Origin of the sequence: Tahibacter sp., from assembly GCF_035481375.1 — a bacterium.
Taxonomy (GTDB): Bacteria; Pseudomonadota; Gammaproteobacteria; order Xanthomonadales; family Rhodanobacteraceae; genus Tahibacter.
This window is the reverse complement of the sequence record NZ_DATIGT010000265.1, coordinates 1-11,994: the sequence shown is the minus strand read 5'-3', so window position 1 is coordinate 11,994 and position 11,994 is coordinate 1. Positions and strand designations below refer to the sequence as shown.

The 11,994-nt window shown below is 69.6% G+C and carries 10 protein-coding genes; 7 read left to right on the top strand and 3 right to left on the bottom strand.

Annotated elements, in window-relative coordinates:
* The first annotated feature begins 240 nt into the window (after positions 1-240).
* Both VLF18_RS17300 and VLF18_RS17295 read left to right on the top strand, forming a co-directional pair.
* Positions 241-2,442: a S46 family peptidase gene (locus VLF18_RS17300; RefSeq protein ID WP_325280875.1), complete on the top strand. Its 2,202-nt coding sequence runs from the start codon at positions 241-243 to the stop codon at positions 2,440-2,442.
* A 17-nt stretch (positions 2,443-2,459) separates the two neighbouring features.
* The gene (locus VLF18_RS17295; protein ID WP_325280874.1) at positions 2,460-3,167 is read left to right on the top strand and encodes a pseudouridine synthase; all 708 of its coding nucleotides are present in this window, start codon (positions 2,460-2,462) and stop codon (positions 3,165-3,167) included.
* Between the two features lie 151 nt (positions 3,168-3,318).
* Here the strand turns inward: VLF18_RS17295 and VLF18_RS17290 are convergent, their stop codons facing one another.
* The 3 genes from VLF18_RS17290 to VLF18_RS17280 all read right to left on the bottom strand — a co-directional run bounded on the left by VLF18_RS17290 (position 3,319) and on the right by VLF18_RS17280 (position 8,425).
* Positions 3,319-4,404 (bottom strand): S8 family serine peptidase, encoded by a 1,086-nt coding sequence (locus VLF18_RS17290; RefSeq protein WP_325280873.1) that lies wholly within the window; start codon positions 4,402-4,404, stop codon positions 3,319-3,321.
* Between the two features lie 160 nt (positions 4,405-4,564).
* Positions 4,565-4,984, bottom strand: a complete 420-nt coding sequence (locus tag VLF18_RS17285) for a hypothetical protein (protein WP_325280872.1) — start codon at positions 4,982-4,984, stop codon at positions 4,565-4,567.
* 105 nt (positions 4,985-5,089) lie between these two features.
* Positions 5,090-8,425 carry a CHAT domain-containing tetratricopeptide repeat protein gene (locus VLF18_RS17280; protein WP_325280871.1) on the bottom strand — a complete coding sequence of 1,112 codons (3,336 nt, stop codon included), beginning with the start codon at positions 8,423-8,425 and terminating at the stop codon, positions 5,090-5,092.
* Positions 8,426-8,554: 129 nt separating this feature from the next.
* Between VLF18_RS17280 and VLF18_RS17275 the strand changes: the two genes are divergently transcribed.
* From VLF18_RS17275 to VLF18_RS17255, 5 genes are all read left to right on the top strand, one after another.
* Positions 8,555-9,037: a YajQ family cyclic di-GMP-binding protein gene (locus tag VLF18_RS17275; protein WP_325280870.1), complete on the top strand. Its 483-nt coding sequence runs from the start codon at positions 8,555-8,557 to the stop codon at positions 9,035-9,037.
* A 7-nt stretch (positions 9,038-9,044) separates the two neighbouring features.
* Positions 9,045-9,467: an alternative ribosome rescue aminoacyl-tRNA hydrolase ArfB gene (arfB, locus tag VLF18_RS17270; RefSeq protein WP_325280869.1), complete on the top strand. Its 423-nt coding sequence runs from the start codon at positions 9,045-9,047 to the stop codon at positions 9,465-9,467.
* Between the two features lie 41 nt (positions 9,468-9,508).
* Positions 9,509-10,066, top strand: coding sequence for a lysophospholipid acyltransferase family protein (locus VLF18_RS17265; RefSeq protein ID WP_325280876.1), 558 nt, complete (start codon positions 9,509-9,511; stop codon positions 10,064-10,066).
* Positions 10,067-10,155: 89 nt separating this feature from the next.
* A complete protein-coding gene (locus VLF18_RS17260) occupies positions 10,156-10,632 on the top strand; it encodes a hypothetical protein (protein WP_325280868.1) in 477 nt (158 codons plus the stop codon).
* 120 nt (positions 10,633-10,752) lie between these two features.
* The coding region (locus VLF18_RS17255; protein ID WP_325280867.1) for a hypothetical protein at positions 10,753-11,994 on the top strand (1,242 nt) is incomplete at its 3' end.

Below are 11,994 nucleotides of genomic sequence, written 5' to 3'. Positions count from 1 at the left end.
CTATCTCGACGGCACGGAATCGCCGGATCGCGCCTGGGCGACCGCGCGCGCGCGGCTGCTGACGCTGAACGACGGCAGCGCCTTCGTCACGGCGCTGGAGCGCGGCGACCTGCAGAGCGCCGTGCGTCTGCTGCCGGCGATGCGCTGGCCCAATGGTCGCGCCGTGACGATCTGATCGCACTACCGGCACCGAAATCGGGTTGCTATGGTGGCGGACCGTCCCGGATCCGGAACCCCGCCATGCCCGTGTTGCGTCGCCGCCTCGCCGCCGTCCTCGGCCTGCTCCTGTCCGTTCCGGCCGCGGCCGACGAAGGCATGTGGATGGCGAATCAACTGCCGGAGCTGGCGGCGCAGCTGCGCGCCGCCGGTTTCGAAGGCGATCCGGCGGCACTGGCCGACCTGACCGCCGCGCCGCTGAACGCCGTGGTCAAGGCCGGCGGCGGCACCGGCGCCTTCGTCTCGGACCAGGGTCTGCTCGTGACCAACCACCACGTCGCCTACGGCGTGATCCAGTACAACAGCAAGCCGGATCGCAACCTGCTCGAACAGGGTTTCGCGGCAGCCGATCAACCCGGCGAACTGCGCGGCAGCCCGGATTTCCGCGTGCTCGTGACCGAGCGCTTCGACCGCGTGACCGACCGCGTGCTCGCGGCCGCCTCGGGCAAGAAGGGGCTGGCGTATTTCGACGCGATCGACGCCGCGGGCAAGGCCATCGTCGCCGAATGCGAAGCGCAGAAAGGACGCCGCTGCAGCGTCGCGAACATGGACTACGGCGCGGAGTTCTATCGCATCCAGCAGGTCGAACTGCGCGACGTGCGCCTGGTCTACGCGCCGCCCGGCGCGATCGGCAAGTACGGCGACGAAATCGACAACTTCATGTGGCCGCGCCACAGCGGCGATTTCGCGCTGCTGCGCGCCTATGTCGGCACCGACGGCAAGCCCGCCGACTACGACGCGGCCAACCGGCCGTATCGTCCGCCGGGCCATCTCGCGGTCAGCCGCGACGGTCCGAAGGACGGCGACTTCGCAATGCTCGCGGGCTATCCGGGCATCACGTATCGCCATCGTCTTGCCAGCGAATTCGCCGAGCGCATCGACTGGGGTCTCGCCGCGAACGTCGACGCGCTCGACGCGCTGATCGCGGTGATCGAGCGCGAGGGCGCGCGCGACAAGGACGCCGCCGTCAAATACGCGAGCCAGCTCGCGAGTCTCAAGAACGGCAGCAAGCGCTTCAGCGGCGAACTCGCCGGCCTGCTGCGCAGCGACGCGAAGCGCCAGCGCGCCGAGGCGGAGCAGGCCATGCTCGCGTGGCTGCGCCACGACGGCCGCAGCGATGCGCGCTGCCGCAAGGGCGAGCGCTGCCTCGACGGCGCCGCGACGCTGGAACACATTACCGGTGTGGAGGCATTGCTCAGGCAGGCCTCGGCCACGCGCGAGCGCGATCTTCTGCTGACGCTGATGCAGAACCAGACCCAGCTGCTGCGTGCGGCCAACAGCCTGCAGCGCCTCGCGCTCGAACGCGGCAAGCCCGATCCCAAGCGGGAGACCGGCTATCAGCAGCGCGACGAGAATCTCATCGAGGCGCAGCTCAAGCAGGTGCAGCGCCGCTACGCGGCCGGCACGGAACAGGCACTGGTGCTCGAGCTGCTGCGCCGCTATCGCGCATTGCCGCCCGCGCAGCGGATTCCTGAATTCGACGCGGCCTTCGGTACCGACGCCGACACGGCGCAGGCGACGCTCGCGCGCATCTACGGCGCGACGCGGCTCGGCGACGAGGCATTCCGCCTGTCCAAGCTCGGCGCGGAACCGGCAGCGGTGCGCGCGAGCGACGACGCGATGCTCGCGCTCGCGGCGAAGATCCAGCCGGCGCTGCTGCGCCTGGAACAGGAACGCAAGCAGCGCGAGGGCGAGCTGTTGCGCCTGCGCCCGGCCTACATGGCTGCGCTCAAGCGCTGGTATCGCGAACGCGACAAGCCGCTGTTTCCGGATGCGAACGCGACGCTGCGCGTCAGCTACGGCCACGTCGCCGGATTCAGTCCGCGCGACGGCGTCGACTATCGCCCGGTCACGACCGTGGCCGGCATCGTCGAGAAGCACACCGGCAAGGACCCGTTCGACGCGCCGGCGCCGCTGCTCGCGGCGATCGCGCGCGGCGATTTCGGCACGACCGCCGATCCGGCGCTGAACACGCAGACCGTGAATTTCCTGACCGACCTCGACACGACCGGCGGCAATTCCGGTTCGCCCGTGCTCAATGCGCGCGGCGAACTCGTCGGCCTCAACTTCGACAGCAACTGGGAGTCGGTCAGCGCGAGCTGGTGGTTCGATCCGCGCTACAAGCGCGCGGTCCACGTCGACCTGCGCTACCTGCGCTGGCTCATGGACAAGGTCTATCCCGCGCATTGGCTGCTCGCGGAGATGGGCGTGCCCGCGTCGCGCTGATCGGACCGGGAAAGCCGATGTCGCTGAACCTGCTCTACGAGGACGACGCGCTCGTCGTCGTCGACAAACCGCCGGGGCTCGCCGTCCACCGCAGCAATCTCGTCGGCGCCGACGAGGACTACGTGATCGACCGGCTGCGCGCGCAGGTCGACGGCACGCTGTATCTCGCGCACCGTCTCGATCGCGCGACGAGCGGCGTGCTGCTCGTCGCGAAGTCGCGCGAGATCGCCGCCGACCTCGGACGCCAGCTCATGGAGCGCAGCGTCGGCAAGGAGTATCTCGCCGTCGTGCGCGGCTGGCCCGAGGAGAGCGGCTGCATCGATCATCCGCTGAGCGGCGCGAGCCTCAAGGGTCCTCTGCGCGAAGCGCGCACGCACTGGCGCCGGCTCGCGACCGTCGAGGTGCCTGTCGAAATGGGCCGCTATCCGCAACAGCGCTACGCGCTGCTCGCGGTCGCGCCGGAAACCGGCCGCTACCAGCAGATCCGGCGCCATTTCGCGCACGCCTCGCATCACCTGATCGGCGACACCACCCACGGCCGCGGCGACCACAACCGGCTGTTCCGCATTCACTGGAGCATGCACCGCCTGCTGTTGCACGCCTGGCGGCTGCGCTTCGATCATCCGCTGACGCAGCAGCGCATCGCGATCGAAGCGCCGCTCGACGCGAGCTGGCAGCGGGTGATTGCGGCGTTTGGCTGGGGAAGCGCATTGGAGAAGAACTAGAGAGTGGTGTTTCGGAACCAGAGAAAGCGGACCTCTGGCTCCCCGGCACCACCCTCTCGTTCTCGCGCAGCGCCGGAGGGCAGCGCAGAGGACCAGCGAACGAGCACCTCTGGTTCCTGAACACTACCCTCTGGTCTTTTCCGTTGCTTGCTCATCGCCCGCACGTCCCCTCGACTACGCCGGGCTCGGACAAAAACGCGAGATCGAGCATGCAGACCTCGGCCTCGCCTTTCTCGCTGCGGCTGTATCCGCGGCGGCAGTGGCTGCGGCTCGTCCGCAACAGCGTGCGCATCTGCGCGGCATCGCAGCCGGCGTAGCGGCGATCGCTCCAGATCAGTGCCGCGGCGCCCGAGACCACGGCCGTCGCGGCCGAACTCTGTTCGAAGCTGCCGTAGTCGCCGCTGCAGCTCGACGAGCTGCGCAGCGGCGTGCTCGGCGCACAGAGGCTGTGGCCGTCGCTTTCGTACGCCATCGGTGCCGGCGCGCCGAGATCGACCGTGCCGAAGCCTTCGCTCGCGCTGCGGGCAAGGCGGCCGTCGTAGCGACGGGTCTCGACCGTGACGATGTTCGGCAGGTTCTGCGACCCGGGCCAGCGCAGCATCGTGTCGATGTTGTCGCCGTCGTTGCCGGCGCTCGCGACGATCAGCAGATCGGCCGCCGCCGCGCGCTGCAGCGCGGTTTTCACGGCGTTCGTCGCGGGGCGCTGCACGCTGCCCATGCTGATGTTCGCGACACGCACGCGGCGACCGGCGGCGTCGCGGTAGTCGATCGCGCAGTGGATGGCCGATGCCAGGTTGATCTCGCCGTCGCGGCCGGCGAGGTGCGTGACGATCGAGACGATGGAGCCTACCGGCGCGATGCCGGCCGTGCCCTTGCCGTTGCCGCGCGTTGCGCCGATGACGCCGGCGACGCGCGTCGCGTGCCAGTTCGCGGCCGGCGCGGCGATCTTTGGACAGCAGTCGTCGACGGCGCAGTGCCCGGCGGCATCGCGCAGGCGCGGCCTTATGAACACGACGTCCGGCAGGTCTTCGTGGTCGGCGCGCACGGGACCGTCGAGCACCGCGACGATCACCGGGTCCGCGGGCTGTGGCGGGCCGTCGGCCGGTGCGCGTATCGATTTCCAGAGTCGTTCATTGTGGAATTGCAGCGGATCGCCGCGCTGCGCGGCGCCGGACGATGGGCAAAGCAGTGCCGCCAGCAGCGTCGCGAGCGCGACGGCCGTCGAGAACGATGACATGGAAGTTCCCCGCTATCGAAGCGCGGACTTCGGCGCGAACCCTGCTATCGCGGCGCGGGTTTCAGTGCGAAGTCCCGGCGACCGGCGGGAGGATTCCTGCGCGAAACCCGGGGGTTGTCGGAGGGGCGGGCTCCTGCAGTAGCCCGCCGCGGCGTGCGCGTCAGTCGACGTCGCCGGCCCATGAGCCGTCGTCGGGATCGGGGCTCGCGCCGGTGACCGACGGACTCACGTAGCAGTTCAGCGTGTTGGCACGCTGCGAAGGATCGCCCGCGAGGCTCATGCAGAACGCGCGTTCGATGAACGTGGGCTTGTCTTCGGGATCGAGCGGGCCCGGCGTGAAGATCGTGCCGACCAGCTGATCGTGCGCGGCGTCGTAGGCGACATTCGTCGCGTTCTTCCACGCAATTTCATATGGCAGATTGCCGGTCTGCAGGTCGAACTTGTCGAACATCTTCACGCCCGTGACCGGATGGTCCTTGAGCAGGATCTGCATGACGTCGCCTTGCTCGATACAGACGGCGTCGGGATTGAGGATCGAATGGGTGATCGTGTAATTGCCTTGAAACGTTGTCAGTGCCATGAGGCCCCCTCACTGCGGCATTTGGTTGAACGCAGGGATCGCCCTGCGGATCACCTACTGCACGCAGTGGGAGCAACATCTCACCTGTCGTGACGACGATTTCGCTTACCAACCCCAGACCGCGACGCCGGCCCAGAGTGCGGGATTGGCCTGCGGATACTGTTCGAGCAGTGCGAGTTGCGCCTGTCGCAACGCCTGTGCGGGACGCAGCACCGCAAGCCGCGGATCGACATAGAAGCGATCCATGAGTTCGGGCATGGCCGCGTCGTCGACGGGCCACAGGGTCGCGACGACATGACGCGCACCGGCCTGCAGGAATGCATACGCGACGCCGAACGTACCCTCGCCGGCGACCGCGCGACCGCTCGCGGTATCGCAGGCGCCGAGCACGACGAGCGGCACGGGCAGGCGGCTCGCGCCGATGCGTCGGGCCGAGAGGAATCCGTCGATGTCCTTGCCGCTCGCGTCGAACAGCGACAGCACGAGTCCGGCGCCGCTGGCGCCGCCGCCGGTTCCGTGTGTTGCGAAATGCATAATGGAAAAGGTGTGTATTGCTGTATTCTGTACAGAACCAAGGTTCGCGGCGAAGCCGTCGAGCAGCGTGCTGCGGAGCGTGCCCAGGCGCGCCCGGATACGCCGCACTTCCTCGCCGCTGCCGCGCAGGCGGCCGGTCGCGCCACGCAGTGCGACGGCGTCCGCCGCTGCGAGCGGCGCCGGTCCGCCGAATCGCGGATCGTCGCGCGTGTAGACCGGATCGCCGACGAGCAGCGCGGAGGGATCCTGCGGCGCCTCTCGCAGCGGTTCGCGCAGCAGCAGCCAGGTTGCCGGCAGCAGGGCGAGTTCGTGGCGTTCGAGCAGATAGGCCGGCGCGTCGCCGCAGCGCAAGGCAGCGAACGGCAGCCCGTCGAGCGCGGTATCGCTGACGATGAGCACGCGGCGCGTGACGACCTGTGCGGCGATGGGCTGCCAGATGCGTTCGCAGGCCAGCGCGAGATCGCGTTTCCAGTCGCGGCTCGCTGCGCCGTCGGCACCGAGCGCGGCGCGCGCCTGCCGCACGGCCGCGGCGAGCTGTTCCTCGGGCGCGAGCGCGACGGCGTCGAAGGTGTCGCGACGCACGACCCAGGCATAGCTGGTCCGCGGCAGCGTCCGATACACCACGAGCGTCGCGTCGTCGGGCAGCGCGCGCTGCAGCTGCGCGAGTTCCAGCGGTGCGGCCGAGCGCGCGGGCTCGACGCCGGCCGTGGCGTCGAGTGCGCGCAGCTCGGCCTCGACGCGACGGATGTCGGCGTCGATGCGGCGGCGCCGTTCGTCCGTCATGGTCTCCTGATGCCGCCACCGCGTCAGTGCGAACGCGGCGAGTTGCGCGAGCGCGCGTTCGCGCTGTGATGCGACAGCGGCGTCGGTCGCCGCCGGCAGCGGCATCGCATCGAGCCGGCTGCGCAGGCTGCGTGCCTGGAACGCGGCACTGAGCTGCAGCGCTTCGGCCGCGCGGCGATGACGGCCTTGCGCGTCGACGTCTTCCATCAACAGCGAGATCAGGCCGATCTGCGCGTCGCGCTGGCTGGCGAGGAACAGCGCGCGCTGCTCGAGATCGTAGACATAGGAACCGGCCCGCTCGGTCGCCGCGATCGCATCGCGGTAAGCGGCTTCGGCGTCGGCGCCGCGCTTTTGCGCGCGCAGCGCATCGGCACGCAGCGTCTGCGCGTCGATCTGCTGCACCGGCGTGAGCCAGTCGGATGCGAGCGCCGCCTCGGCGTTGCGCTGCGCCTGCGCCGCGCCGCCGCGCCGCAGTTCGCCGAGGCCGAGTTCGACGCGGGCGCGCTCGCGCAGGTTCTTGCGGTCGAGCCCTTCGCTCGCGTCGAATGCCTGCTGCGCGGTTGCGAACGCGGCGTCGAACGCGCCGCTGCGCCGCAGGATGCGCGCGGCACGCAGGCGGCTTTCGACGACGAGTTGCGGCCGGGATGCCGCGGCCTGCGCCGCGACGATCGCGCGGTCGATCGTCGCGCGCGCATCAGTCAGTCGTCCGTCGTCGAGCTGCGCCTCGGCGAGCCGCGTCAGTGTGGCCACGGTTTCGTCGGGACGGTTCACGCGCGCGACGAGATCGAGCGCTCGCTGCTGCAGATCGACCGCGAGCGCGGTCTCGCCGAGCAGTCCCTGCACCGAGCCTTGGTTGCGGAGCGCGCGCACCTGGCCGAACGGATCGTCCTCATAGGCCGCGCCGGCGCGCTCGAAGCCGCGCACGGCATCGGACAGCCGGCCGCGCGCGAGCTGCACGAGCGCGATGTTGTTGAGCGGATCGGCGCTGCCGCGCCGGTCGGCGAACGATTGCGAGAGCGCGGCGGCCTGTTCGAACCGCGCGGCGGCGCTGTCGGTATCGCCGAGCAGCCAGTGCGCGCCGCCGAGATTGTTGAGCGCGATCGCGATGCGCGGACCGTCGCCGCTCGCCTGCGACAGCGCGAGCGCGTTTTCGTTGCACTGCCGCGTTGCCTCGGCACTGTCGTGTACCTGGCCCGCCAGACAGAGGTTGCTCTGCACGAGCGCGCGCAGCAGCGTGTCGTCGACGCCGTCCAGTGCGGCGAGCGAGCGCTTGAGCGGTGCAATCGCCGCAGCGCTGTCGCCGTCGTGGTAGTGGTGCATGCCGAGGTTGTTCAGTGCCGAAGCCAGCCGGCGCCGGTCGCTCTGCCGTTCCCAGAGCGGCAGCGCGCGCTCGATCGCGATGACGGCCGCCGCGCGCTGCGACTGCGCGCCGAATATGCGTTCCTGCAGCCCGACGCAGCGCAGATAGCCGTCGTCGTCGCTGGCCTGACGGCGCGCGGTGCACAGCGCAGCGGCAAGCTCCGCGGTCGCCGGCTCGCGCCGGCGCTTGCGATCGGCGAAGCGCTGCGCGAGCGCGCTTTCGTCGAGATCGAGCGCGAACGCGCGCGAGGCGGCCGCGTCCGCCGGAACCGGTTCGACGACGACCTTCACCGCTCCCGGCGGCGACCCGAGACGCGGCGCACGCAGCCGCAGTTCGCGCGGCGGTGTATCGCCGGCGATAGCAAGACGGTGCTCGCCCATGCGCAGGATGTCGTCGTCGGCGAACGGCAGCGCGGCCTCGCCGACGACGAGCTCGGCGTCGACGTCGATGCCCTGTTCGATCACGCGCACGCGCAGCGGCGGGCGCCCTGCCGGCGGCAGCGCGAAGCGCCGCGTCGCGCCGGGCTGCAGCATGACGGTCGCCGGATGCGAGTCCGGCAACGATTCGAGCGGTCCGGCCGGCGTCGCGATGGACGCGGCGCGCGCCGGCGGCGAAGCGGCGGCACGATTCGCCGGCGGAACCGGCACCGGATCCGCCGCGAGCCATGCGCGCAGCGCCAGCGCGGCGGCGAGCAGGCAGGCAAGCAGGATCGGTCCGCGCAGGCGGCTGCGTTGGACGACGAGACGGGCTGGCGTATTCCGCATGCGGCGTTTCCCCCTGACGCGCGGTGCGTCCGCAAAGTGTACTCGCGGGGCTGGCCGGCCGGACCGGGCCGGACCGCAGCCAACGCGGGTTGCACGAAGCGTGCCCCGGCCCGGCTACAATCCGGCGCCATGCCTTCCTTCGACATCGTTTCCAAGCTCGATCCGCACGAAGTGTCCAATGCGGTCGACCAGGCCAATCGCGAACTCGACAAGCGCTTCGATTTCCGCGGCGCCAACGCGAGTTTCGAACTGGCCGAAAGCGTCGTGACGTTGCGCGCCGACGCCGAATTCCGGCTCAAGCAGATGCAGGAAATCCTGTTCCAGCGACTTGCGGCGCGCAGCATCGACGTGCGCTGCGCCGAGGCCGCCGATCCTGAGATCAATCTTGCCGCGGCGCGTCAAAAGGTCACGCTGCGCCAGGGCATCGACCAGACGCTCGCGAAGAAGATCGTCAAGCTGCTCAAGGACGCTGGCCTGAAGGTGCAGGCGCAGATCCAGGGCGACCAGCTGCGCGTCAGCGGCAAGAAGCGCGACGACCTGCAGGTCGCGATCGCGTTTCTGCGCAAGAGCGAGATCGAGATGCCGCTGCAGTTCGACAATTTCCGCGACTGAGGCCGCCATGCTCGAGGTGACGCCGCAGATCCGCATTCCCGACGATGAGCTCAGCGAGAGCTTCGTGCGCTCGTCCGGCCCGGGCGGGCAGAACGTGAACAAGGTGGCCAGCGCGGTCGAGCTGCGTTTCGACGTCGCGCGGTCGCCGTCGCTGCCCGAGACGGTGCGTCAGCGCCTGCTCGCGCGCCGCGACCGCCGGCTCACCGACGACGGCGTGCTCGTGATCGCGGCGAACCGCTTCCGCGACCAGGGCCGCAACCGCGAGGATGCGCGCGCACGTCTCGCCGAAATCGTGCGTGCCGCGACCATCGTGCCGAAGAAGCGCATCGCGACGAAGCCGACCAAGGGTTCGCAGGAACGCCGGCTGCAGGAAAAGAAGACGCGTTCGGCGCACAAGCGCGAGCGCTCCAAGAGCTGGAAGGACGAGTGAGCGACCACGGCCTGCCTTACACCGGTACGCTGCCGCCGCAGATGCCGCAGTCGCCGCAGTCGCCGGTGCGCCGCTTCTTCGGCTGGCTGCTGCGGACCTGCGGCTGGAAACTCGTCGGCCAGTTTCCGGATCTGCCCAAGCTCGTGTTCGTCGCCGCGCCGCATTCGTCGTGGTGGGACGGCGTCTGGGGCCTGATGTTCAAGGTCGCCGTCGGTCTGGACGCGTCGTTCATGGCGAAGAAGGAACTGTTCCGCGGGCCGCTCGGCTGGCTGCTGCGCCGGCTCGGCGGGATTCCGATCGAACGCAGCGCCGCGCATGGCGTCGTCGAGCAGATGGTCGCGCGGTTCGAAGGCAGCGACCGGATCTGGCTCGGCATTGCCGCCGAAGGCACGCGCAAGGCCGTGACGAAGTGGAAATCGGGATTCTGGCAGATCGCGCGCGCGGCCGGAGTGCCGGTGATGACGATCTATTTCCACTATCCCGAAAAAACCATCGGCATCGGTCCGGTGTTCGAACTCACCGACGATCGCGATGCCGACATCGCGCGCATCCGCGAGTTCTACCGACCGTGGCAGGGCAAGAACCGCGGCGCGTTCTGAAACCGGATCGAGGCGGACTCGGCCGCGGGCAACGAAACCGTCGCCGCGCTGTCGTCTGACTGTCATCGCGCCCGCGGAGACTCGCCCGCATGGCTACCGTGCTGCTGCTCGCTCTGCTCTGCCTGACCGTCGCGGGTTTCACCTGCGCGGCGGCCTGGAGTCATCCGCAGGCCGATCACGCGCGTCGCTGGGATGCGGCCTTCGCGCTGGTCATCGGCGCATCGGGCGCGGAACTCGTACTGCTCGGTTCGCCGCTCGGCCTGTTGTTTCCCTGGGCCGCGGCGCTGGGTCTGATCTTCCCGATGCTGGCCGGACCGTTCTGGTGGCGCAGCCGCCACGGACGCCAGCACTGGTCGTGGCGCCGCTGGGTGCTCCAGCTCGTTCCCGGCGCCGCATTGCTCGTGTCGACCGTCGCCACCGTTGCCGATCGGCAGGACGCGTTCTGGAGCGCCGGTTCGCTGCCGTCGGCCGGGCTCGTCATCGTCGCGGCGCTCGCCAACCTCGCCGCCGGCGCCGTCCGCCGGCCTCGCACAGCGCGCGCCGCGCGTCCTCTTTCGATCGGCTGACCGCTGTTTCGCTGCGCCGATCCGGCGCAGCCGCTCCCTCGCCGCTGTTCGCTTTGCGCCCGCGACTGCGTTGGACAACGCGGACGCAACCTCGCAGCGTCCGCCCGAGGGAGTTCCACTATGCGCATTTGTACATTACCGCGTCTCGCCGCGGTCGTGCTCGCCGGCGCCGCCCTGCCCCTGTCCGCGGCGACATTCAACGTGACGCTCGACGGTTCGGCGAGTGACGACGATCTCACCGACAACGCCTGCGACACCGGCAGCGGCGGCTGCACGCTGCACGCCGCGCTGCAGCAGGCCAATGCGACGGCCGGCTTCGACCGCATCACACTGGGCCGCGCGAAAGTCACGCTCGCGCAGAGCCTGCCGGCGGCGACCGAGCGCGTCGTCATCGACGGCACCTTCGGTGGAGGCCGCGCCGAGATCGACGGCAACGGAACGAACAGCTGCTTCAATCTTTCGTCGCCGGGCGGCGGCGGCCAGTCGCCGAATCCGCTGGTGCCGCAGGCCAACAACTCGCGCGTCGAGAACTTCGTCATTCACAACTGCGTCAGCGACGGCATCTCGATCGACGGCCACGGCTACGTGGTGTTCAACAACGTCATCGGCCTCAATCCCGCAGGCACCGCATCGCCGAACGGCGGCGACGGCGTGTCGATCTCGGCCGACATCACCGACGGCGACATTCCCGATCTTTCCGGCATTCCGCTGCCGGGCGAACTGGCCGACCTGCCCGCGATTCTCGCGTTTGTCGCGGGCGCGGCGCCGGCGCTCGCGCCGAACGGCATCGTCACGAACGTGATCTCCGGCAACGACGGCGACGGCATCGAGATCTTCGGCCAGTACACGGCGACGAACGTCGTGTTCGACAACATCATCGGGCTCAATGCGGCCGGCACGGCCGCGATTCCGAACGGTCAGGACAGCGCGAGCCACGGCGTGCTGATCAACTCGTCGGCCTATCTGAATTTCATCGGCATCGACAACCGCATCGCCGGCAACAACGCGTCGCCGCTGTCCGACGGCATTCACATTTCCACCGGCAAGGTGCCGTTCCCGAATTTCGTCGCCGGCAATTTCGTCGGCTTCAGTCCGCTCAACCCGATCACGGACCTCGGCAATTCGCTCTGCGGCATCCGCGTGTCGGATGCGCGCATCACGACGGCGGGCGACCCGGTGCCCAACCCGGTGCAGCTCAGCGCGGTGATCGGACCGGGCAACATCGTCGGCCACAACCGCGGCGGATCGGGCATCGCGTTCGACGATCCGAACAACAACTGGGGCGGCATCGCGATCACCGGCGGCAATTCGGACCACGTGCGCATCTGGGCCAACATCGTCGGCCTGTCGACGCCCGACGGC

Bases quoted from the DNA above. Each gene is read 5' to 3' on its own strand.
- VLF18_RS17275 (WP_325280870.1), top strand. From the start codon at position 8,555: ATGCCTTCCTTCGACATCGTTTCCAAGCTCGATCCGCACGAAGTGTCC.
- VLF18_RS17295 (WP_325280874.1), top strand. From the start codon at position 2,460: ATGTCGCTGAACCTGCTCTACGAGGACGACGCGCTCGTCGTCGTCGAC.
- VLF18_RS17285 (WP_325280872.1), bottom strand. From the start codon at position 4,984: ATGGCACTGACAACGTTTCAAGGCAATTACACGATCACCCATTCGATC.
- arfB (WP_325280869.1), top strand. From the start codon at position 9,045: ATGCTCGAGGTGACGCCGCAGATCCGCATTCCCGACGATGAGCTCAGC.
- VLF18_RS17265 (WP_325280876.1), top strand. From the start codon at position 9,509: ATGCCGCAGTCGCCGCAGTCGCCGGTGCGCCGCTTCTTCGGCTGGCTG.
- VLF18_RS17260 (WP_325280868.1), top strand. From the start codon at position 10,156: ATGGCTACCGTGCTGCTGCTCGCTCTGCTCTGCCTGACCGTCGCGGGT.
- VLF18_RS17290 (WP_325280873.1), bottom strand. From the start codon at position 4,404: ATGTCATCGTTCTCGACGGCCGTCGCGCTCGCGACGCTGCTGGCGGCA.
- VLF18_RS17300 (WP_325280875.1), top strand. From the start codon at position 241: ATGCCCGTGTTGCGTCGCCGCCTCGCCGCCGTCCTCGGCCTGCTCCTG.
- VLF18_RS17280 (WP_325280871.1), bottom strand. From the start codon at position 8,425: ATGCGGAATACGCCAGCCCGTCTCGTCGTCCAACGCAGCCGCCTGCGC.